Source organism: Streptomyces sp. NPDC047072, assembly GCF_040643855.1.
Classification (GTDB): Bacteria; Actinomycetota; Actinomycetes; order Streptomycetales; family Streptomycetaceae; genus Streptomyces.
In genome coordinates this window covers 1-22,261 of sequence record NZ_JBEYVC010000173.1, presented here as the reverse complement: position 1 = coordinate 22,261, position 22,261 = coordinate 1, and the positions used below count along the sequence as shown (strand labels likewise).

Sequence of the window (22,261 nt, the reverse complement as noted above, 5' to 3'; positions counted from 1 at the left end):
GTCGAACTCGGCGAGCTGGGCTGGGCCCCCCAACTGCGGGAACTGCTCAGCTACCAGAAGACCGAGGCCGTCCTCGGCACCAAAGCCGCGCTCGCGAACCTGGTCGGCATCGCTCCTGTGGAGGATCGCGACGCCGTCGCCGCTGCCGTCATCAAGGCTGTCGGCGTCAAGGAGGTCGCGCCCCTCACCCTCGGCAAGCAGCTCCCTGCCTCGGCCGTCCGGCAGTCCCCGGCCGGCATCGGCTCCGTGCACCGGGGCCGCTCGCGATGAGCGCCCACCACCACGTCCAGTCCCCCGCCACCACACGGGACGACGACGCCGACCTCGCGCGATGGGACGACGACGGCGCCCCGCCCGCGCAACCCCGTTCCTCCCCGCACTTGTGGCTGCGCGTGGGAGCCGAACTCGGCGACCGGCTGGTCACCCTCTCCGGCCGCCAGGACCTCCTCGTCACCTGCCGCCCCGGCACGCGCAGCGGCGCACCGGCCGCGTTCTTCCCCACTCTGGGCGAGGTCGAGTTCGACGCCGGCCTGTTCGCCCCGCTGAAGCCCCACGAAATCCATCCGCGGATCGTGGGCGACGAGGAGCGGTATCCCGCCGCCTGGGGAGTGTTCGTCCACGAGGCCGCGCACGCGGCCCACTCCGTCTGGACGCAGCCTGCCGGAGCGAACCCCCGTGTCGTCGAGGCCGCGCTCCTGCTGGAGGAGAGCCGTGTCGAAGGCGCACACCTGACCAGGCGGCCCACGGACCGCACGTACCTGCGTACCAGTGCCCGGACCCTGGTGATGCCCGACATCGCGCACCCCACCCTGAAGGGCATCGAGCAGGCCGCCGCCGTGGCGGCCCTGGTCCTGGGCCGCCGTGACGTCGGCATCCTGGACGCCGGCGAGAGCAGGGTCGTCGCCGATCTGTGCGAAAAGGTGCTGGGCGCCAACCTGCTGGCCACGCTCACCCGCATCTGGAGGGCAGCCCATCAGTGCGCCGACCACGACGCCACGACCATGCTCGCGCACGGTCAAGAATGGTGCGACGCTCTGGACACCGCGGCCCCCGCCCTGCCCGTGCCTAAGAACCTCACCGATCTGCTGTCCGGCGCCGTGGGGGCCGTCATGGACCACGCGGCAGCCACCGACGCCGCCGACCTCGCGGCACAGGCCGCAGCAACCAACGCCATGGCCGCGCAGTCCACGGCGCAGGCTCAGGACCGCGCCCAGCGGGCCGGCCAGCGACGCAAAGCCGCCGCCACCGCCAAGTCGGTCTTCAACGCCCGTGGCACCACCGTCACCCCTGACGGCACACCGGCGCCCTACGGCAGCCCGGTCACCGGCACCCGCAGGCCCACCGCCGCCGAGCAGAGTGCCGCCGCGCGCCTGAGCCGCGCCCTGCGTGCCGCCGCCTACCGCGAGCGGACCGAGGAGCGGACCACCAGCCCCACCCCGCCCGGCCGCCTCAACATGCGCGCGGCCCTCGCCCGCGACGCTCAGCGCGCGGCCGGGTCGGTCCCCACCGCACAACCGTTCACCCACACCCGCCGCCGGAACTCCCCCTCCCCACCGCTGCGTGTGGGTATCGCCGTCGACGTCTCCGGCTCCATGCGGGCCGCCTGCGCGCCCGTCGCCTCCGCTGCCTGGATCGTGGCACGCGCAGCAGCCCTGACCGACCCCGACTCCCTCACCGCCACCATCGCCTATGACCAGCACCTGACCGCACTGACCCGGCCCACCCACCGAGCACCAGAGCGCGTGACGACGTTCGATGCCAACGGCGGCCACCACAACCTCGGCGACGCCATCGACGCACTCGACCACGGCCTCGAACTCAGCCGCCCCGGCGCCGGCCGCCTCCTCGTGATCGTCACCGACGCCCACTACGGCAGCGACGAAACCGCTTCTGCCGTCACCCGCGTCAAGCAGCTCACGACCGCCGGCTGCGCCGTACTCCAGCTCACCCTCACCACGGAGTCCCAGCACTTGCCGGGGACCACCTTGCTGCACCTGCCCCAGCCCTCCAGCGCTCCCGCCGCCATCGCCACGGCGGCCACAGACGCCATCCGCAGGACACGCTGACACGACGCAGGCCACCACCCCAACCGCCAACGAAAGGCACTCGATTTGAAGCCCCAGACCAGCAGCCCGACCTCGAACGTAACGCCCATCAAACGGAATTCCCCGGGGGTCCCTACGACGTGGACTGTCCAGCACACCTGTGGTCACGAGGTCATGCACGATCTGTCCAACCGTCCGGCCGACCGCCGTACCGGCTTCGCCCGCTGGCTCGCCCAGAAGGACTGCACCGACTGCTGGAAAGCTGCTCGCGACACCGACTCCGCCTCGACGGAGCAGTGGCTGGCCGCCAAACGTGCCGCCGAGCAGTCCGAGGCCGAGGAGTGGTCGGCGCGGTACCGGATGCCCCCGCTGGACGGCACCGACCGCGCGGTGGCCTGGGGCACCCGCTGCCGGCACCAGCTCGTCTCCGCCGCCTACGCCGCCCTCGTCCTGGAAGGCACCATCAGCGACGCGGAGTGGGAGGCCGTCGAGGAGGCCGTACGGCCACTGACGCGTGCGGGGTGGTGGCTGGATCAGCGTGACGCCGATCCGGCTGACCTACCCGAGTTGCTGGACGCCGCCGCCGCGAGCGACCGGCCGACCGAGAACCCGCACTTCTAGCCCGGACCGGAGGCCCCAATGTCCACCACACCCGATGTGGTCATCACACGCGAGCCGGACGGGAACGTCATCGCCGAAGGCGGCGACGCGTTGGCCGTCACCCTCCTCAAGCGCGCGGGCTTCGTCATTGTGACCACGCCGCGCTCCTTCTGGTACCGCCTGCCCTGGGACATGGGCGAAGCACGCGAGAACCAGATGGCCAGCCATGCTGCCCGGATGCTCACCGCGGTCGGCTACCGGGTCGAACTCGATCCCGGCCTCGACGTCACCCGGGTCACCACGCCCACCGACCCCACTGGTGATCGGGTCATCGGGCACAGCGTCCTCACGCTCGCCGACCACCTGAACGGCTCGGCCACCTACGAGGCGGCGGCGGACATCGTGGACGAGGTCCTGGACCCGGAAGACGGCCTCCTCGTGCGTCTCGGCGACTTCTTCGAGGCCGCCGCCGTGCAGGCCAACACGGCTGACACGGAGGTCGGATGGGAGCTGTCGCACCTCTTCGAAGATGCCGCCGTGGCGGTCAGGGAGCTCGGCACCGACCTGCATGCCGCCAGCGACCGGATGCGGGATCTCGGTCCCGCGAAGCGGAGCTGGCAGGAGGGTGTCGCCCGCTACTACTCGACGGCTCCCACCCGCAGCGCGGCACCGACCGCAGGGGGCTCCGACCAACCCGCCGCCGCACCGCCTCCCGCACCGGACCCGCCTGCTCACCGCCGCACCCGCTAGGAGCCCGCTCGTGACCTCCAGAACACCTCGCCGACTCGCCGCCACCCGTAGGTCCGCACCCCTCTGGATCCCGTCTTGTCATCTCCGCGTACCAGCTCGCCCTCGACCACCACCGGCACCGACTTCCTCCTCTACCTCCTGATCGGCATCGCCGGTCTCGGGATGGCGGGAGGCTCTCTGGCCTGGCTGTTCGGCAATCTCGCCAACGCCATCCTCGGCTCCGACCCGTGGGCCGCCTTCCAACCGACCAACGCGATCCTGCACCCCGAGCAGGCCTGGCCACACCTGCCTCAGTCCGCCATCGTCACTGGCTGCTATCTGCTGCCCGCCGCCGTGCTCACCGCCACGGCCGTCGTCGGCGCCCGGCTCTGGTTGCGCCTTCGCCGCAGCCCCAGCGGACTGGCCGACCGGCGGGACCTGGCCGACCTGCTGCCCAACAAGAGCGCTGCCAAGGCGATCGACCTACGCCCCAGCCTGAAGGACACCAAGCCCAAGGACGTGGAGCCGGACGACCGCGGCGTGCTGCTCGGCACTCTTAAGCCGGGTGCCTCCGAGGTCCGCTCCTCCTGGGAGGACGTGCTCCTCGCGATCATGGCGCCCCGCTCCGGGAAGACCTCCGGACTCGCGATCCCCGCGATCCTGCGCGCCCCAGGCGCGGTGTTGCTGACTTCGAACAAGGCGGCGCGCGACGCCTACACGGCGACGCTCGACGAGCGCTCCCGGGCAGGCACGGTGTGGACACTGGATCCACAGCAGATCGCCCACGCCCCGCAGACCATGTGGTGGGACATCCTTGCCGACGCCCACGATCTCGCCGGTGCCCGGCGGCTGGCCGGACACTTCGTGACCGCCTCCGTGGACGAGTCCAACGCGGGCGACTTCTGGTCCACCGCCGCCGCCAACACCCTCACCGCGCTGTTCCTCGCCGCAGCCCGCGACCACCGGCCCATCACTGACGTGCTGGCCTGGCTCGCGTCCCCCGCCGACCGCACCCCCATCGACCTCCTCCAGGACGCCGGCCTCGACGGCGTCGCCGCCCAGCTCCAGGGCACCGTGGCCGGAGCCGTCGAGACCCGCGACGGCATCTTCGAGACCGCCCGGCAGTACGCCAGCTGCCTCCTCGACCCGGGCATCGCCGCCTGGGTCACCCCTCCCAACGGCCTTGAGAAGGTACGGGAGTTCAAGCCGGAGGCGTTCGCGACCAGCAAGGACACCCTGTTCCTGCTGTCGAAGGACGGCGGCGGCTCCGCCTCGGCGATCATCGCCGCAGCCGCTGACGCGGTGATGCGCGCGGCCGTCATCCAGGCCGAACGCGACGGCGGGCGCCTCGACGCCCCGCTGCTCGCGATCCTCGACGAGGCCGCCAACGTCTGCAAGATCTCCGACTTGCCGGACCTCTACTCCCACCTCGGGTCTCGCGGCGTCATCCCGATCACGATCCTGCAGTCCTACCGCCAGGGCGTACGAGTGTGGGGCGAGGCCGGCATGGACGCCCTGTGGTCCGCCGCGACGATCAAGCTCGTCGGCTCCGGCATCGACGACGCCGACTTCGCGGACAAGCTCTCCCGCCTCGTCGGCGACCACGACGTACGCACCGTCTCCGTGTCCACCGGCGAGTCGGGCAAGTCCACGTCGGTGTCGACGCGTCAGGAGCGCGTGCTGCCGGCCGACGCGATCCGGGCCCTGCCCAAGGGTTCCGCACTGCTGCTGGCCACCGGCGTGCGCCCCGCCCTCCTGGAACTCAAGCCCTGGTATCGCGAGCCGGACGCCGTCCGCCTGGGTGCCGCCTCCGCTCAGGCGACCGCGGCCATCACCGAGCGCGCGCTGGCCAAGCAGCTGCACCGCGACGACTTCGGCCCGGCGGCATGACCGGCCCGGCCCGGCACGCCGCGCGCACGAGACGCACGCACGGGCGTTCCCCGTCCCCCGTCGCGTCCCCGAGCCACTGCTCGACCACCCCCTTGTTCTTGAGGTGCTCCCGTGTCCCACCCCGTACCAACCTGGGCATCCGTCCGCCCGTCCGAGCGGCTCGCCGGCACTCCCGCCGTACGCCGAGACGGTCGCTGGTGGCTGGTCACCCCGGCCGGCGCCACGCCCGCCTCGGGCCCCGGCCTCACCGGCGAGCTGGACCGCTTCGCCGCCGACATGGCCGCCGCCGACCGCGCCGTCGCGAAGCTGCGCACCGAGCGCGAGGACCAGCCGTGACTCCGCTCATGCAAGCCGAGCAGGCGGTGCTGGGCTCGGTCTTCCTGGATCCCGGCCAACTCGACCAGCTCTCGCCCTGGCTGCGACCCGATCACTTCTACCGTCCGATACACGCGGCCCTCTACGCCGCGATGCTCAAGCTCCACACCGACGGTCACCCGGCCACAGCGGCAAGGAGCGGAGACCCGATCCCGCTGTCCTGGGTGACGGACACGGTGCGGGAGGCCGGCACCCGGACCCGTGGACTGACCGCGTCGTACGCCCACTCCTTGATCTCCGCGTGTCCGCGCCCCACTCATGCGCCCGTCTACGGGCGGATGGTCCTGGAGGGCGCCATCCACCGCAGCGTCACCCAGCACGCCATCCGCCTCCACCAGGCCGCGCGTGCCGACGCCGTCCGCGGTGGAGTCGAGGAGACGGTCCACCACGCCCAGGTCCTGTCCGACGTGCTCGCCGATCTCGCCCACCGGTGGGGAACCGAGCCGCGACCGGTACCGCCCCCGGAGCCGATCACGTCGCCCGCCCAGCAGCCGCAAGCTGTCGACGAACAGGTCCTCGCCGACGAGGAGTTCCTCCTCGGGTGCATCAGCGCCCGGCCCGAGCAACTCCTCGACGTCGTCGACTGGCTGCGTCCGGGGGACTTCGCGGACATCGGCCACCAGCAGATCTACCGCGCCCTGGGCGCACTGCATCACCGCAGCGAGCCCATCGACCAGCTGACCGTGCTGTGGGAGACCCAGCGCCGGGGCGCACTGTCCGACGGGACGCTCAGCGCCGAACGCGTCCTCAGGATCTGCGACCCGCTGTCCTTCTCCGGTGTGGCCGAACACTTCGGCGAGCAGGTCGTCCAGGCCTCGCTCGTCCGCACAGCCGCCGCCGTCGCCCGACAGGTGCGCGCACTCGCCGACGACGAAGCCCTGGCCCCAGGACGGCTGATCGGCTACGCCCTGCACGCTCTCGGCCCCCTGGACGACGTACGCCGCCGCTTGCACCGCACGCACGAAGCCGGCCCCGAGCCACAGCGGCCAACTAGTCGGCCGGGTGCGTCGCCGCCTGCCGCCCGTATCGAGGCAGCCCGAGCCCGTAGCCACCCTCCAGCCGCCCCGGCCCCCTCGGCGCCGGTCGCGGCCTCGTGCGCCGCGCTTCCCGACCGGCACAACCATCGGAGTCCGTCATGACCGACCACACCGGCCGAGCGGGCCTGGAAAAGGAAGAACTGTACGCGCTGGCCCTGGAGTTCGAGCAGCTCCGAACTGAGGTGATCCGGTCGTACACGCACAAAACCCTGCCCGACCTCGCCACCGCATCCCATCACCTCGGCACGCTGACAGGACTCGTGAAGGACCTGTCCGACGAGGTCCTCTTCCGCGCCACCGACCACGACCCGGGACTCGACTTCGGCCCGGTCATCGACGCCTACACCAGCGCGTCCGCCCCGGCGGGACGCGCCATGAACAACTACACCGAAGCCTTCGAACAGCTCGGATTCCTGCGCAGGTACGCGGAAGCCCCGGCCTCGGCGAATCTGCGCGACGCCCGCCAGTCCGCGTTCGACGTCACGCAGGACCGGCTGGACCTCACGGTGGACTCGCTGCAGGAAACCTTCGTCACGCTGCGGCGCGCCGCCGACCGGATCGACGGCACCCCGCCCCGTGTTCTCGCCGCGCTGAGCCGCTCCGCACGACCGACGAACTCGATCTACCGCCTGCCCGTGGAACCGCCCGCCCCGGGTCCGGTACGGCTCGCTTACACCCCGGCGCCCCGCCATGGCCGCTGACCTGACCTCGGCGGAGACTCCGCCGTCGATCGGGAGCCTGTGTTCCGGGTACGGCGGTCTGGATCTCGGCGTCCAGGCAGTGCTCGGCGGAACCGTCGCCTGGCACGCCGAGATCGATCCGGGAGCGGCCCGGATCCTGTCCCGACACTGGCCGGCCGTGCCGAACCTCGGCGACATCACGACCGTGAACTGGGCCGAAGTCCCGGAGGTGTGCGTCCTGACGGCCGGGTTCCCCTGTCAAAGACGTCTCGGTCGCCGGCCGTCGCGCCGGACTGGCTGATGGCACGCGGTCCGGTCTGTGGCACCACGTCGTCCGCGCCATCGAAGCCCTCAACCCCTGCCTGGTGGTGATCGAGAATGTCCGGGGGCTCCTCACCTCGCCCGCCGGTTCCCCTGGCGACGTGGAACTCTGCCCGTGGTGTCTGGGAGACAGCGCAGGCCAGCCTGCTGTGCGCGCACTCGGTGCCGTACTCGGCTCCCTGGCCGACATCCGGTTCGATGCGCGCTGGTGTGTGCTTCGCGCCGCTGACGTCGGAGCCCCGCACCGCCGCGAGCGGATCTTCCTCGCCGCCTGGCCCTCCGGACGGATCACCGCTGCTCAAGACCCCGACCAGCAACCTGGGGGCCAACGGGGGCAGCCAGCACCCGGCGAAGCGCAAGCAGGGCGGCCACGGCCCGAACCTGGCGGACGAGGTCGAGTGGCTCCTGCCCACCCCGAAGGCCTCGGACGGAACCAAGGGCTCGCCCAACCAGCGCCACGGCAATGGGGACTTGACCCTGCCCTCGGCGGCGGCACGCCTGCGGCCCGCCCCGGATGCCACGCCCACACGCACGGCCGGGCAGCGGAAGAGCTCGATGGGCAGCACTCCGCTCACGCAGTCGCTGCCGCTGTTCGGGGATCCGTCGGCCACGGGGGACGGGCCGAGATCTGGGGTCCGTACGCCGCCGCGATCACCCGCTGGGAGCGGGTCACTCGTCCCGCGCCTCGGCCGACCGACGACGCCGGCCGCCTCAGCCCGCGGTTCGTGGAGTGGATGCAAGGCCTTGCGCCCGGCTGGGTGACCGGCACGCCGGGGCTGGGCCGCCCCGCCCAACTGACCGCTCTGGGCAACGGAGTTGTGCCCCAGCAGGCCGCCCGTGCCCTGCAGATCCTGGCACCGCCCGGGACCGTGTGCAGCCATCGCACGCCGCGCTGACCTGGGCCTTCTACACCCGCTTTCCCAGCCGGGCCAAACCCCCATTTCTCCGGAACCTCGTCACCCCACCCACCAGAACCTGCACCAGGGGTAGCCATGTCCGAACCCGCCCACGAGAGCGAGCCGGTGCGCATACCGGACCACGACCTCGACGACCTCGCCGCCACGGTCACCCGGCTCGTCGCCGAGAGCCGCAAGCAGGGTGAGACGCTCGCCCGGCTCACCGACGACCAGCTCGCCCCACAACTCGGCGAACCAGCCGATCCCGAGCGCCCTGAAAGCCCGGCGTCGGCCCCCGCCCCGGCCGGAGCCAACGCCGAGGACGCCAAGGACGACGGACCGGCCTCCGTCTTCATCCTGGCGCTCGACGCCCAGGCGTACGCCGTGGAACTGGCCGCGCTGACCAACTGGGTGCACAACCTGCTCCTGCCGGTCTACGGACGGGAGATCACCACCGGCCGCCCGTGGTGCCATCAGTGGCAGGAGCATCCCGAGGCGGTGGCCCGGCTGCACACGCTCTGGCTCGCCTGGCAGCAACTCACCGACGTCCAGGCCGGCCTCACCGGTCCGTCCACCTGGCACCGCGACCACCTCGACCCGGCCCTGCTCCAACTCCGCACTCCTGACGGCCCGTTCGGAGCCTGCACCACCAGTGCGGCCCGCCCGCACCACCGGCTGCTGGCCTCGCCCGAGCCCGCCGGAGTCTGAGATGGCCGACGCCTACGAACCCTCCACACCGGACTACCGGCTCGACGGCTTCCAGGCCGCCACCGCGCAGATCGAGGACGACTTCTCCTCCGTCACGTTCTCGGACGACCAGTTCGTCCCCCTCTCCGAGCACCACAGCGCTGACGGCCGCGAGAGCCACCTGTTGATGTACGACCGGTCCGCGATCTGGGACGTCCCGGGGACGGCGGCGTACGTCACGCTGCACATCGCCCGCGACGTCGAGCAAGGCACGTTCGACTTCGCGTCCGAGCGCCACCCCGTCGTTCCGCTGGCGCAGAACTGGCTGATCCGCCGAGGCTGCCCGTCGGAACTCGCCGAGGTGTCCAACCAACACGGTCCCCGCCCGGCCGACGGGCTCACGGCACGCCTTGAGGATCTGCTCCGGACCAACCCCGGCGACCGGTACGAGGTCCTCGACCACTACACCGACAACCCGTGCTCCTTCGACTTCGGCGTCGAGGTGCGCACCCTCGTCTACGACAGCCACCAGGACTCCGCTCCTGCGCCGTATCGACTCTTCCTCGAAGAGACGACCAAGGACCTGCGCTCGTACACCGTGCGGGAAGGCGCCTTCACCAGCGCCGAAGAGGCCGATACGTGGGTCATGGAGCGGGAGTCGCCCCTCCCCTTGGCGCCCGCCCCGCAAGGCGCCGCCGGCCGCCGGACATCAGCAGCCCGCGCCCGCTCCACGGTCACGGGCGACGGCCTCGCCCTCCCTCCGGCACCCGTATCGCCACCGCGGCCAGCGGCAGGACCTGCCCCGACGCGCTCCCGTGGGGGTACACGATGAGTCGGGCACGGTACGCCTTCGCCGCCCACCCCGAGGCCCTCGCCGACCTGCGCGCCGTACCCGAGGACATCCGCGACCTGGCCCTGCTCGAACTGCAGCACCTGGTCCACGGCAACGAACGCGGCGCCGCCCTCCAACGCGAACTCGCGGGCTGCCACAAGGTCTACGTCGACCCGGAGACCCGCTGGCGGCTGGTCATCCAGTACCGGGACGCTCCCGCCTCCTCCCAGCACAAACGGGAGATCTACCTCCTAGCGGTCGGCGAGCGCCAGGACCAGGCCGCCTACCGCACCGCAGCCCTCCGGCTGGAACGCGAACGGGCGGCCACCGCCACGTCCCCGCAGGACCGGCGAGCCCAAGCCGCCATGGCGCGCTCTCCCCAGCACCGCGGCGGGCAGGCGGTCACGCCTATCCGGCAACCAGCGGCAACGATCACCAGCTCCCGCACCGCGTCAGAACGCACCGCGCGTTCCCGCTGACGGCGCCCGACCCCCTTCGGAGAACCCCACCGTGCCAGACCTCACCAACTCACCCACCCGTCACGCCGAACTCGTCGTACAGGCCGTCGCCCGTCTTTCGCCTCGTTGGACAACCTGGACCCTGCAGACCGTCCAGCAGCACGGCCCCATGCGCCTGGCAGACATCAACGCCGCGCTTCCGTGGGTAGGCGCCAGCGCGATGGCCCAACTCGTGCGCCGTATGGAGACGAGCAGCCTCCTGGAACGGCCCAAGTTCGGCGTGTACGACCTCACACCGCTCGGCCGCGACACACAACACGCGCACCGTGCGCTCTCGGACTGGCACCGTACCCACCTCGCTGGTGGTGCCGGGGCGCTCGCCGAGGCGGAACGTGTGGAAGACGCCCTCGGCATCCTGCGCGGGAAGGGCGCGATCCGCCTCCTCCACGCCCTCGCGCAGCACGGCCCCCTTCCCCACGGTGCACTTCGAGACGAAGCCGCGCTCGCCACCGGCTCCTTCCACTACCGAATCACGCAGCTCCAGACCGACCAGCTCATCACCCGCGTCATCCCGTTGTCTGGCCGAGGCTCCGAATACACCCTCACCGCCGCGGCCCGCGCACTCACGCCTGTCTACGCCGAACTCGCGGAGTTCGCCCGCAAAGCGGTGCACCCGGCGACAACTCTCCTGGACCAGGACAGCCTGACAACTCAGCAGGCGGCACGGGCGAGCGCGGCCGTGATCCGCAGTCCCGGGGCTTCTTCCGAGCTGTTCTCGCACGTCGCCGTACCTCAACCACGTGTCCCGGCACACGTCACCGCACTTTCCCACCCGTCCCGAACCAGGTGATTCCGGCGCCCAGAGCGAGACTCCACCACCCGACCACACCCGTGTGCCCCCACACGAGCCGCTCAACAGCCCGTGCCCCGCCGCCCGAAGGTCCGCTTATGCCCAGCCTCGATCCCCCCACCCTCGACGCGAATGCGGAGGTCCTGGTCGGCCCCGGCTACCTAGCCGGCCCCGGCGACAGCAGCAGCGTCTTCAACAGCCTTGATCCCGCTCCTGGTTGGACCAAGACCATCGCCTTCGGCACCGACACGTACTACACGAGCCCGTGCCAGCGCGTGCGTGTCGCCAACGCCGTGGAGAGCTTCTACGGCGGCTGGACCATCTCCTACGCCGAGGACCCGCTCGGCGTCCCGGACTGGATCACCACGTTCGACCGGAACACGCCCAACGAGATCGTCGCCGCCTTCACCGGGGCCCTCGTCGACGGACTGCACAACAACTTCGCCGACTACCTCAGCGGCGGCCGGCGCTTCACGGGCACTAGCCCCGCATCCCTCACCGCGCGGCACCAGTGGGAGCCGGTACACGGGACCCGACCGTTCCGTACGGTCTCCCCCGACGGCCACGCGGCATATCAGATGAGCGTCGGCTGGCTCCACGAGTACGACGAGCTGCTCACGCCCGCGAGGTCGACATGGCGCATGTCAGCCGGCCCCGACCCCGTGTACACGCCGAGCTGGCAGGCCTTCTTCAGCCGGTACACCCCCCAGCACCTCATCACGGCCTCCACCGCCCTGTTCACGGACCCCACCCCCGTGCCGCGCGTCCTGGACCAGATCCCTGACCGGCACCGCTCGCTGGTTTCGATCGTCCGCTCGGACACGACCGGGCCCGGCCCGCGGGCCACCGTGGCGCTCGCCCTCAGCACACAGGCCCAGGCGACGCACGTACCTCCGCCTCCGGCCGCGCCGACCGCGCTCGCCACGCACGTCGGCTCCCGACGGCAGCGCTGACCCCCGCACTCCGCCCGGGGTCCCACCGCGTCGATCACCACTCCCGAGGGGGACTTGTCCGTCTCCCCGTTCTGCCTCGGCCGCTACACCGTCACCGGCGCCCCTGCCCCTCGCACCCCTCTACCACGGCTTCGCCGTCCACAACGACAAACCAGAAGTTACGTGGAATCACTTGCGAGGCTGACGATCTCGTACGGGGACCGTGGACTAAAGGAGCCAGCGATACCGAAGGCGGTAAGAATCCCAGACGAGAAGTAAGCCAGCCGGGTGCCATCTGCCTGTACAGATTGACGATCCCCACTCCTGGAGAGCCGCCCCCTTGCAAGATGAGGACGATCTGTACACGTCCTCGTCGCAGGGCTCGTTGCCCCGGGGCTGCACCTGCTCTCGGACTTGGATCAATAGACTCGGATTCCGAATGCGCCTCACCAGCCGCCCAGAAGACCTCGAAACCATCCAGACCCTTATAAGTCGCACGCAGGGGACCGACCATGGCAGACACCACGCAGCACTCGATGGGACGGGCCCTGCGCCGCGAAGCTGCCGTCACCATCGGCCTGCTCACCGACGAGCAGGACTTCACCGCAATGCGGCGCTACCGCACCTTCGTCTTCGACGAATACGAGTCCTATCTTCGGCAAGTGGAAGCCCTGCTCCGGAGTCGCGCGCGTGAGGGAAGCCACACCACCGTCGCTCTCTTCGACCCTGAGGAATACGCCGACTTTTGTGCCGATGCCGGCCTCGCGCTCGACGCCCCGGCCAGCCGCAGCCGCTTCACCGCCGAGGTCGCCGTCACCGGCCCCACTCTTCCCTACGAGGGCCAGCCTTTGGCCGAGCTCGCCCGCAACCTCATCGACAGGTCCGTCCGCCAGGTCACCCAGGAGTACGCATCCGAGTTCCTCTCTCACATAGGCCCCTGCGCAACCTGCGGAAAGGACATTGGTCGTGCGGCTCTCGCCCGAGCCTCGGAACTCCTCCTGTGCATCTTTAGCGCCGCGGCCCCCGGCGACCACCATCTCGTGTGTCGTGTCTCCGCCGTACCCGAAACCCTCGTCGTCGGCCTGCACACCGACGGCGACTTGCAACTCGAAGAGACCGAGGCGCTGGAACTCACCACGGTTCTCGCCTTCGGTATCGCGGCACACAAGGCCGGGGGCCTCGTCATGCGTACCAGCGCCCCAGGCCTGAAGGACCGCGTTTACGGCTGGCGCCTGCGAGGAGACGGACTCCAGCCGTTTACCGCAGCCGAAGTGCGCGACGCCTACCGAACCCACATCAAAGTGGGGGACGTTGGTGTCACAGAAACGGATGTCGACTACTACGAGCCCCCCGACCTTGGCGAAGTGGGACGGTCAGGCGGGCACACGCACTGAACAGCCGAGAGGTGCCGCAACTGTGGGCGGAGTGCCCATCGGGTCTGCTGCCGGTCCGTCCCTCTTCCTCACCGACGCTGGTGCCGTCCGCCACACCGCGAAAGCCGTCGAAGGCGCCCTACCGAGAGCATGACCGTCGGGGATCGTGCAGATGGGTGGACGGCCGCCGAGATCACTGCGGAGCTGGGCGTGACCGCGTCGGCTGCCGACACGACGGGAGCGATCTCCGCCATGGGCCACACTCCCCTGCCCGGGGCAAGCCAAGCCTCCAACTGCGGGTAACCCGCCGTCGTCGCGTACAGACGACAGCCTCGTCGCCGAGCGCCGAAGCCCCTGCGTACACCGGCGCTCCACACAACACGGTTCGCCCTGAGCGGCATTAGCCGACGCCGGCCCACTCGTTTTCGGTCCGCTCACGGCACTCCATCGGTCTCGGCGTCCACAAGCCGAGCCAGCTCCCCCACACTCAGCTCGATCTGCCGCCCATCAGCTATCCGGGACCGGCCCAACGACGCCGCCTCGACATCGTCGACAGACTCGTCGTGCGCGCGAATCTCGTCGCTGCTCGAGCCAGTTCGTCCCCCTCTTTCCATCCGACCCCACCATCGACCGCTCCCACAGCAGCTGCAGGGGCGGCCGCTTCATTCCGCGTTCGGCTGACACCAGTCGTCGCGGTGAGCCAGTTCGCCCACGGCAGACGCACACCGCGGACAACGACTGGAAACACAGCGCGAGACCATGTCAACGTACGGGAGCCCGGAAAAACCGCAGGTCAACGAAGGGTTCTCTGTTTGTGACGCTCACCGCCCCAACCATGTTCCGGCCTCTCGCAGAGCTTCCTCCACCCGCCCTCGGCGAGCGTGAGTGGCTACTCGAATGCCACTGCGCCCGACCCGTGACCGACCTTCTCAAGACCCAGGGATGGGACGTCGTCGCCGACCTGGACTGCAACGTCCACTGCTCCAGCCCCGACCGACGCGTGTACGTGGGCTTTCTCCCCGAGAGCCGTGAGGCAGCGCGCGGCGAGCTGTGGCACATCCACGTCACGGACATCAGCGGCACCAGGGCCTGGCGTCAGACCTTCGGACCGGATACCCCGGCACAGGCCGTCGCCGGGTTCCTCGCCGCTCTGATCAACTTCCCCACCCGCTACTGCACTTGCGTGTAACGCCTGCTCCGCACCCTCATCGCTAAGGAGACCGTCTTGCCCTCCGAGATCACCGTTGGCCAACTGGTTCACCAGCTCCAGACCTTCGACCCCGACCTGCCCGTGTATCTCGCCATCAATCCCGACTGGCCCTACGCCCACCGCATCGGCCGCACCATGGAGATCACCGGGGCGACCGGAGCCGTCTACATCGCTGAAAACGGCCAGGAGGGCGTACTGCCACCCGCCGTCCGCAACCAGCTGGACTGGGCCGACGTATGACGTGCCACCCGCGGACACGGCCCACTGCGCCCCCGATCAACTCCTCCGGCTCCTCGCACCACCTGCTCCTCAGCGACCTGGTCCATCGCCCCATGCCACGGTCGGTGTGCGGCGCTCTCCTCCGCTGCGTGCCGCCTCATCCCGCCCAGCCGATCCACACGGTGTGGATACGCGACCTGAAGTCCGAGCTTCTCCGTCCCGGCTCCATCCTGCTCAGCTGGGAGCCCGGCCTCGGAGACGGAATGGATGTGACCGCTCACCTCCGTCTGGCCTCGGCAGAGGTCCTCCTCGCCAGCTGGCCGGACCTCCACGGCGACTGGACCGGCGTCGTGCACCCCACCCTTCACGAGGTCATCGGACTTCACACCGCGCTGTCCGTCGCCACCGACGCGCTGCACCTCGCCAACCACCTGGCGCCCCGCTGACGAGCCGTGCCCCGCGAACTTCCCAGGGCTGCCCCAGGATTGGGGCAGCCCTGGTGGCTTTGGAACTCAGCCCGGTGGATCGGGGCAAAACCGCAGAACGTCGAACCGTAGACTTCGGCAGTGAACGCCGACGACGTCTGGCCGTTGCGCGCTCTCGCGGGGGAGGAGATGGCATGCAGGACCCTTCGGACTCGATGGAGATCGCTGAGCCTGAGGAGAACGGCCGGAGCCATACCGTCGGCTCACCTGCTGTGGACGGTCCAACACCCGACTCGGACATCGACTCAACGTCGGCATCGATGGTCCTGGCGGAGGTACTCCCAGGAGTGGCTGTCGTTTTCGGTGAGGTCCCGGCGGAACTCAGATCCGACTTGATCGACTTCGGGATCGTGTCGTCCGCCGACCGCAAGCAGCTCTCCGCCGTCCTCGCCTCACTCGGGAACACCGCGACCGTGGCCGGCAACCTCGGAACTGCATTCGCCAGCGCGCAGGGGCTCTACAGGCTCAGCAACGCGACACAGGCCCTGCTGAAGGCCGGCGGAACGCTCGCCATCAAGGACGGCGCGAACCTCGGAGCAGTGTTCTCCTCCAGCCGCATCGTCGCTCAGGCCCGCTTCATCCCCGTGACTGCGGTAAGCGCGGCTCAGACCGCGGCCGCGCTCGGGCCGGCGCTGGCCATGGTTTCCCTTCAGATGCAGCTGAGTGAGGTCACGGGTCTCGTCAGGACCAACATCGCGCTGACAAGCCAGGTACTCACGACCGTCCGCCACAGACAGTGGGCCGAGCTGACGGCGCTCGTTGCTACCGTCGATCACGTGGTTGAACAGGCGCGAGAGGTCGGATCGGTCCCCACGTCCCTGTGGGAAACCATCGCGGGTAGGAAGGCGGACCTGCGTACTCAGCGTGAGCTGTACCGGCTGAACGTCGGCAATCACATCCGGCAGATCCATCAGCTCGATGGACGTGCCCGCCGTGAGTATCTCGAAATGCACGCCGAGGCAATCCTCTTCGACGCCCACGCTCTCCTGTCCTCTGTCAAAGCATGGACTGGATATCAGGCGCTCCACGCCGCACGGGCGAGAGCCGCTGGGCCCGAAGACGCGGGTGAGGCCCTGCTCGTCGACGACATTGTGCGCCGGACCGGCCAAGAGCTCGACTCCGCTCTCGCCGAGACGGCGAGCCTTGTCGACTCGCTGACGCGGGAGCTACGAATCATCGCCGAACTCCCCGGACGCGACACGCTGTCACTGCCGGGAAAGCGAAGGGACTCGATTACATCCCGCCAAACCTCGGCCCGCCTTCTGGAGGCGATCCAGCCTCTTGCCGATGCTCTGCGTCCGCCGGCACCTCCGCTTGAGGCTCCGGGCATCGTCTGCGCATCCGAATCGCTGGACCTTCAGCCGTACCTTCGCATCCTGCGATGGTTCCTTGACGACGGTGAGACCGTACGTGCCCTCGGCTTCCCCGATCAGCTTGAGACTCTCGGTCCGATTTCCACGATCCTCGGCGGAGCGAAGGAGAAGTTGGCGGCGGCGAGGGACAAAGCGACGGCGAAGACCCTGGTCGTCGTCACGGATCAACGCATCATCACAGCCAAGACGAGCGCGCTCCTTGAACAAGGCGAGATCCGTGAGGGCATCCCGATCGACCGGGTGCGATACGTCCGAGTAGCGACCACGCACGACAGAAGCGAGCGCTTGGCGATCGACCTCATCACGCGTGACGAGAACATCAGGTGGATTTTCCACGGAGACACCAACCACGCTCAAGTGAACGTGTTCGCCGCCGTGCTCGCCGAATCAATGAGGATCCCGGACGTCGAGCGCGATGAGTTCCAAAGGCGGCGCTACGCACCCGTCGAGGCAGGGGGGAAGGGCGAGGCGCCCGGCAACGCTCACAGAGCCGAAGCTGACCTGTGAGGCGACGGCGTCACCGAGCAGCCCGGTGAGTTGGGCGTCCCGCATCCCATTCTGCCGACGTTTAAGCCTACTTGAGGTGCGTCTTGGGAGCGTATCAAGTCGTGATCAGACAGCAGGTTTCACCGATTCAGGGTGTCCGATCCGATCTTTAACGGCGGAGGTTTCAGCTCACCGCACTGGTGAAGACCCGGCTCAAACGGATGCAATACCGCCCCGGTCTCATCGATGGCCTCAAAGCCAAGGCCACGCTCGACCTGCAACCCGCTTAACCCCAGCCATTAAAGATCTCTAGAACTGGCTGAGGTTCGAGCCAACTTGCTCGTTCAATCCATGCGCGTACCATAAGCAGTAGCTGGACGTTGGGCTTACGCAACCCGCTGCGAAGAGTGGAGTGAGCCATGGCGGAAGAAACCCGCGACGCTGCGAAACCGAAAGTCGCGATGAAGCGAACCCATAAGGCCAAGTGGTGGGGACTTCCCACTAAGAAGTGGTGGGCTGCTCTCACTACCGCGCTAGCTGCTTGGGTCATCAATTTGATCGTCGCGGGGGAGTTCAACAAGGAGATCTGGATCGCGCTGATCGGCGTTGCATCGCAGGCGATCGTGGCCTATTTGGTTCCAAACCACAAGACTCCTGGCGGTGTTCCGGTTCGGGACAAGGTGAAGTCGGCCTGAACTCAAGCAGCGGGATCATCGGAGCTTCTCGGGTAAATTTTCCGATGTCTCCACCCGTGAACGTTGAGAGTGCCCTTCCGGGTGAATGGGGGCACTGGATCGCATTCGGGTTGGAAATCTCTGCCGAGAGTTTGCCAGGGATGAGCGGCTGGGAAGTGGAGAGGGAGATGCCTCTCAAGATGGACACGGACTTTCACGCTACTCGAATGCATTACCAATCTCAGGGCTCTGACCCACGCTCGCCGTTCGAGCGCGATCGGGATCGGATACTGTATTCGTCTTCATTTCGACGGCTGGCGGGCATTACGCAAGTCGCTGCAGTCCGAGAGCATCACCTTCTGCATAACCGGCTTACCCATAGCCTGAAAGTCGCACAGGTGGGACGCCGAATGGCTCAGCGGCTCTGTCAAGATCGGGATTTCGCTAAATACATCCCTGGAGGCAAGAGCGGTTTCCCGGACATCGTCGAATCTGCCGGTCTCGCACACGACATCGGCCATCCACCTTTCGGACATACGGCGGAAACGATCCTATCTAGGAAGATGTCTTCATATGGGGGCTTCGAAGGTAATGCCCAGACCTTTCGGGCACTCACAAAGCTTGCTGTTCATGCGCATGTCGACTATGGGCTGGATCTAACTCGGGCGACCCTAAATTCCGTGTTGAAGTATCCGAGATATCTAGGGGAGGAAGGGTCAGAGTCGGCGGATCGAGATTGGCCCTTTAGGGGCAGGGGAGGGAAGTGGGGTGTCTACAGGAGCGAAGAGAAAGATTTCCTATTCGCCCGAGAAGGCGAAGTGGAACCAGGTAGGCGCTGTGTCGCTGCTGTGCTGATGGACTGGGCTGATGACGTTTCCTATGTCACTCACGATCTGTATGACTATTTTCGCGGGGGCCTGATGCCTCTTCATTTGCTCCAGAGTGAGTGCGCCGACGAATTCCTAGAATTCGCCCGATCGCGAAGGGGCAATAGAGGATACGATCAATTTGATGAGGAAGCATTTAAGCGGGAGTACCGCGAGCTGAAGCGCTTGATGCCAGATCGCGGCTGGCGAGATACCCGGGAAGACCGAAAGGTGCTGGACAGATTCCAGAGTGAACTACTCACCTTCTTCTTTAACTCCGTCTCCGTTAGGCGGGTTGGAGAGGGGTGGGAAGTCTGCATTGATAAAGTCGCCGAGTACCAGGTCGAAGTAATTAAAGAACTCACCTTCTTTTACGTTATTAGGCGCCCCAGCCTGGCGATGGTTCAGCGGGGTCAACAGAGGATAGTTTCTAGACTCTTTGACGACCTGATGGAAATATTTGCGAAGCATCGCGATGGAAGCCATAGAGATCCCGACCATCCCGTACCGGAACTTCTGGATGATATTTACAACGGAATGGAGAGGCACGAGAAAAAGAGTGGATTTACTCGAACCCATGAAGAGCGCTGCGCAAGGGCGGTGTGTGACTATATCTGCGCACTGACAGAAGATCAGGCAATTAATCTGTATGAGCGCCTGTCGGGAACACGTGTTTCGCAAGGCTCCATATTCGGCTCATGGTTCTAGAGATCTTTAGCAACGGGCAGAGCCCTGGCTCGGTGAGGTATCTGAAGAAGCACAGGCGAGTGTGGGAGCACAATGCTGCCAGCCATCAAGCAGGTTAAAGCGCTAAAGGAGAAGTTCCACGACACACTAAGGGATCACATCGTCAAATTCGTCCCCGACTACGATGTGTAGGATCCCCCAGTGCACCGGCCATGTCATGGAGCGGGGACTGCGCGGCTACAGTCTGAGAGGCCACTGGGCGGCGTCCACGGTGCTTGGTCGCTCTATTCGGATCTGGGTTCAGCCAGATAGCTGCCGGCGAGCGTGCCGTCGTAACCCGCGGCCTGTGCCGCTGCCTCCAAGTTCGGGTAGTCCTGGCCGCCGACGTCGATCATCGCCTCGTAGTCCGCGCGGGTCAGTTCGCGCTCGACCCACTGGTGTGCGCAGCGGCAGCGGATGCTGAGCTCGTTGCGGTCGCAGATGACCATCCAGTCGCGCCGGGCGCCGCACCGCGGGCACATCACCGGGATCCCGGTGATGACGATTTCCTCGGGGTGGGTGGTGGCGCGGAGGCCGATGGCGCCGTCGCCGAGTTGTGTCTCCTCCTGGAGGCGCCGCAGGGGGTCGTCACCGAGGGCCGTCTCCGGCAGAACGGTTCTCTGAGGGTGGAGGCCTTCGTCGAGTACCTGCATTGTCTCCTTCTCCATGTCAACCAGCCCTAACAGGCGCCGGCCGTCGATGTCCAGCTCTTTGCGCTGCTCAGCGCCTTGGTCCTCGGGGGTGTGGGTCCGCACGGTGGGTCACGGCCGACGCCTCGGGTGACGGTGGCAGGGATGGGTGAGAGCGTGACTGCGCCGCCCGAGTGTCCGTGCTTGCGCGCGGTGGCGCCATGGTGGCGGGGAGGTTGGCGATGCGTCGCAGTCGCCAGACGAGGACGTCGGTGACGCTGTCGGCGGTTTCCAGTTCGCGCCACTCGACGGCCTGCTGAAGCAGGGCTTCGGGGTCGTGTCCAGCGCGCTCGGCCTGGTTCAGGGTGGCGGCGAGGGCGTCCCAGCCGGGTTCCTGGCGTATCGCGTCGGCTTGGTCGGGCAGGGCGGTTTCGAGAGTGCCGGCGTACCGCTCTCGTACGGGTTCGGGGAGGCGTCGACCGTGCTCGCGCATCGTGTTCATCGGAGCAGTGGCGGCCGATCGGTAGGCGCTGCGCAGGTGTTGTGCGGCTCGTTGGGCGGCGGCTGCCTGCTGGGCGTGGCCACGGGCGGAGTGCCAGCGCGCGGCGGCGATGGTGACGAGGACCATCGTGGACAGGACCATCGCGGTGGCGCCGCCGTCTTCGCCTTTGCCGAGGGCGCTGCCGGCGCGGATGATGCCGCGAGCAGCGGCGCGAACAGCCCGGTTGTCGGCCCGCTCGGCGCGGACGTGGGAACGGGTGGCGCGTTCGAAGGCGCGGGCGGCCTCGACGAGTTCCTTGCGGGTGGAGACCGGGGCGGTCTGGGCAATGGCGTCGAGGAGTTCGCCGGCGCCGACGAGTTGGGCGGCAGAGTCTTCGTCATCGTCCCCATGGAGGATCGACGCCGCTCGTTCGGCGGCCGGGACTGCCTGGCGCCGGGCGCGGGCCGGGGGAAGTACTCGTTCGTCACCATGATCCGTGACGGGTTCGTCGTCGGGTCGTCCGGCGTCCAGGCGCTGGCGGATCCTGGGGAGGGAGAGGTCCGGGGCGAGTTTGGAGCCGGAGAACCAGATGGGTTCGCCGTCGCGGTTGCGGTCGCCGGGGAGGGCGACCTTGTATCCGAGGGTGTCGCCGGACGGGGCGATGCGCTGTTCGACCCGAAGGCCGGCCTCGGCGAGGCGGCGGAAGAACTCCTCCTCGCCGGCGGCGCCGGCCAGGGCGTGGCGGACGCTCTCCCGCAGGGTCTCGCGGGGTGTCTCGGCCCGGCCGGTTCGCTCGGCCTTGGAGCGTTCGGCGCTGGTGGGGCGCTGGGCGGCGGTGCGGTCGCCGCCGTTGAGGATCTGCAGGCCGAACTCCTTCTCAATCTTGCGGCATTCGGCCTGGGCGCGGATGCCGTCTTCGTGGCGGCGGGGACTACGTCCGTCTTCGCGCTTGAGGGTGGCGACGAGGTGGATGTGGTCGTCGGCGTGACGTACGGCGATCCACCGGCAGGCCTTGTCGTCACCGTGTTCGGCGATGCCCGTGGCGTGGACGATGCGACGGGCGACCTCGGCCCACTCGGCGTCGGTGAGGCGGCGGTCGCCGGGAGCGGTGCGGACGGGGCAGTGCCACACGTGCCGGGCCGGTCGCCGGTCCTTCGGGAGGGCGAGGACGGGGAGGTCGAGTCGGTCGGTGAGTTGCTTGAGCGTGGCGGACGGGTCGCGTCCGGGGTCGGGGGCGAGTTCGGGCATCCAGGCTGCGACGAGGTGCGGATCGGTGTGTTCTTCGCGGCGGCCGGGGCCGTAGAGGTAGTTGAGGAGTCCGTACGTGCGGCTGCCGGTGGAGATGTCGGGGACCACCGTCAGCGCCGCGCGATCTCGATCGCCGCGGCCTCGACCCGGTCAGCCACC

The 22,261-nt window shown here is 68.5% G+C and carries 23 protein-coding genes and 2 pseudogenes; 23 read left to right on the top strand and 2 right to left on the bottom strand.

Annotated elements, in window-relative coordinates; translation table 11 throughout:
• The 23 genes and pseudogenes from ABZ896_RS42990 to dgt all read left to right on the top strand — a co-directional run.
• A pseudogene (locus tag ABZ896_RS42990) lies at nt 1-270 on the top strand (hypothetical protein); the annotation flags it as partial.
• Nucleotides 267-2,066 (top strand): hypothetical protein, encoded by a 1,800-nt coding sequence (locus ABZ896_RS42985; RefSeq protein WP_360941381.1) that lies wholly within the window; start codon nt 267-269, stop codon nt 2,064-2,066. The pseudogene ABZ896_RS42990 and the gene ABZ896_RS42985, both read left to right, overlap by 4 nt.
• A 153-nt stretch (nt 2,067-2,219) precedes the next feature.
• The gene (locus ABZ896_RS42980; RefSeq protein WP_360941379.1) at nt 2,220-2,666 is read left to right on the top strand and encodes a hypothetical protein; all 447 of its coding nucleotides are present in this window, start codon (nt 2,220-2,222) and stop codon (nt 2,664-2,666) included.
• A gap of 18 nt (nt 2,667-2,684) precedes the next feature.
• The gene (locus ABZ896_RS42975; RefSeq protein WP_360941376.1) at nt 2,685-3,395 is read left to right on the top strand and encodes a hypothetical protein; all 711 of its coding nucleotides are present in this window, start codon (nt 2,685-2,687) and stop codon (nt 3,393-3,395) included.
• Nucleotides 3,396-3,470: 75 nt separating this feature from the next.
• Entirely contained in the window at nt 3,471-5,264 is a 1,794-nt protein-coding gene (locus ABZ896_RS42970; protein WP_360941373.1) for a TraM recognition domain-containing protein, read from the top strand.
• A gap of 111 nt (nt 5,265-5,375) precedes the next feature.
• Nucleotides 5,376-5,600: a hypothetical protein gene (locus ABZ896_RS42965; protein WP_360941370.1), complete on the top strand. Its 225-nt coding sequence runs from the start codon at nt 5,376-5,378 to the stop codon at nt 5,598-5,600.
• The gene (locus ABZ896_RS42960; protein ID WP_360941367.1) at nt 5,597-6,778 is read left to right on the top strand and encodes a DnaB-like helicase N-terminal domain-containing protein; all 1,182 of its coding nucleotides are present in this window, start codon (nt 5,597-5,599) and stop codon (nt 6,776-6,778) included. The genes ABZ896_RS42965 and ABZ896_RS42960 overlap by 4 nt, the downstream gene beginning before the upstream one ends.
• Nucleotides 6,775-7,377 carry a hypothetical protein gene (locus ABZ896_RS42955; protein ID WP_360941364.1) on the top strand — a complete coding sequence of 201 codons (603 nt, stop codon included), beginning with the start codon at nt 6,775-6,777 and terminating at the stop codon, nt 7,375-7,377. The genes ABZ896_RS42960 and ABZ896_RS42955 overlap by 4 nt, the downstream gene beginning before the upstream one ends.
• Complete coding sequence (locus ABZ896_RS42950; protein ID WP_360941361.1) at nt 7,367-7,657, top strand: DNA cytosine methyltransferase; 291 nt, start codon at nt 7,367-7,369, stop codon at nt 7,655-7,657. The genes ABZ896_RS42955 and ABZ896_RS42950 overlap by 11 nt, the downstream gene beginning before the upstream one ends.
• Nucleotides 7,650-7,898, top strand: a pseudogene (locus ABZ896_RS42945) (DNA cytosine methyltransferase); the annotation flags it as partial. The gene ABZ896_RS42950 and the pseudogene ABZ896_RS42945, both read left to right, overlap by 8 nt.
• 504 nt (nt 7,899-8,402) lie before the next feature.
• Nucleotides 8,403-8,573, top strand: coding sequence for a hypothetical protein (locus ABZ896_RS42940; RefSeq protein WP_360941358.1), 171 nt, complete (start codon nt 8,403-8,405; stop codon nt 8,571-8,573).
• 96 nt (nt 8,574-8,669) lie between these two features.
• A complete protein-coding gene (locus ABZ896_RS42935) occupies nt 8,670-9,281 on the top strand; it encodes a DUF4913 domain-containing protein (RefSeq protein ID WP_360941355.1) in 612 nt (203 codons plus the stop codon).
• Nucleotide 9,282: 1 nt separating this feature from the next.
• Nucleotides 9,283-10,092 carry a hypothetical protein gene (locus ABZ896_RS42930; RefSeq protein ID WP_360941353.1) on the top strand — a complete coding sequence of 270 codons (810 nt, stop codon included), beginning with the start codon at nt 9,283-9,285 and terminating at the stop codon, nt 10,090-10,092.
• The gene (locus ABZ896_RS42925; protein WP_360941350.1) at nt 10,089-10,571 is read left to right on the top strand and encodes a hypothetical protein; all 483 of its coding nucleotides are present in this window, start codon (nt 10,089-10,091) and stop codon (nt 10,569-10,571) included. Before ABZ896_RS42930 ends, ABZ896_RS42925 begins: the two co-directional genes overlap by 4 nt.
• A gap of 31 nt (nt 10,572-10,602) precedes the next feature.
• On the top strand, nt 10,603-11,400 hold the full coding sequence (locus ABZ896_RS42920; protein ID WP_360941347.1) for a winged helix-turn-helix transcriptional regulator: 798 nt from the start codon (nt 10,603-10,605) through the stop codon (nt 11,398-11,400).
• Nucleotides 11,401-11,498: 98 nt separating this feature from the next.
• Nucleotides 11,499-12,353 carry a DUF317 domain-containing protein gene (locus ABZ896_RS42915; RefSeq protein WP_360941344.1) on the top strand — a complete coding sequence of 285 codons (855 nt, stop codon included), beginning with the start codon at nt 11,499-11,501 and terminating at the stop codon, nt 12,351-12,353.
• Between the two features lie 491 nt (nt 12,354-12,844).
• Nucleotides 12,845-13,726: a hypothetical protein gene (locus tag ABZ896_RS42910; RefSeq protein ID WP_360941341.1), complete on the top strand. Its 882-nt coding sequence runs from the start codon at nt 12,845-12,847 to the stop codon at nt 13,724-13,726.
• 895 nt (nt 13,727-14,621) lie between these two features.
• Nucleotides 14,622-14,894: a DUF317 domain-containing protein gene (locus tag ABZ896_RS42905; protein WP_360941338.1), complete on the top strand. Its 273-nt coding sequence runs from the start codon at nt 14,622-14,624 to the stop codon at nt 14,892-14,894.
• 36 nt (nt 14,895-14,930) lie between these two features.
• Nucleotides 14,931-15,155, top strand: a complete 225-nt coding sequence (locus ABZ896_RS42900; RefSeq protein ID WP_053214963.1) for a hypothetical protein — start codon at nt 14,931-14,933, stop codon at nt 15,153-15,155.
• Between the two features lie 128 nt (nt 15,156-15,283).
• Nucleotides 15,284-15,580, top strand: a complete 297-nt coding sequence (locus ABZ896_RS42895) for an esterase (RefSeq protein WP_360941334.1) — start codon at nt 15,284-15,286, stop codon at nt 15,578-15,580.
• A gap of 173 nt (nt 15,581-15,753) precedes the next feature.
• Nucleotides 15,754-17,499: a hypothetical protein gene (locus ABZ896_RS42890; protein WP_360941331.1), complete on the top strand. Its 1,746-nt coding sequence runs from the start codon at nt 15,754-15,756 to the stop codon at nt 17,497-17,499.
• Between the two features lie 398 nt (nt 17,500-17,897).
• A complete protein-coding gene (locus ABZ896_RS42885; RefSeq protein WP_360941328.1) occupies nt 17,898-18,173 on the top strand; it encodes a hypothetical protein in 276 nt (91 codons plus the stop codon).
• 44 nt (nt 18,174-18,217) lie between these two features.
• Nucleotides 18,218-19,726, top strand: a complete 1,509-nt coding sequence (dgt, locus tag ABZ896_RS42880; protein WP_360941325.1) for a dGTP triphosphohydrolase — start codon at nt 18,218-18,220, stop codon at nt 19,724-19,726.
• 263 nt (nt 19,727-19,989) lie between these two features.
• Here dgt and ABZ896_RS42875 read toward each other — a convergent pair whose 3' ends face one another.
• Nucleotides 19,990-20,412, bottom strand: a complete 423-nt coding sequence (locus ABZ896_RS42875) for a hypothetical protein (protein WP_360941322.1) — start codon at nt 20,410-20,412, stop codon at nt 19,990-19,992.
• 52 nt (nt 20,413-20,464) lie between these two features.
• The gene (locus ABZ896_RS42870) at nt 20,465-22,210 is read right to left on the bottom strand and encodes a relaxase/mobilization nuclease domain-containing protein (protein ID WP_360941319.1); all 1,746 of its coding nucleotides are present in this window, start codon (nt 22,208-22,210) and stop codon (nt 20,465-20,467) included.
• Nucleotides 22,211-22,261: the final 51 nt, after the last annotated feature.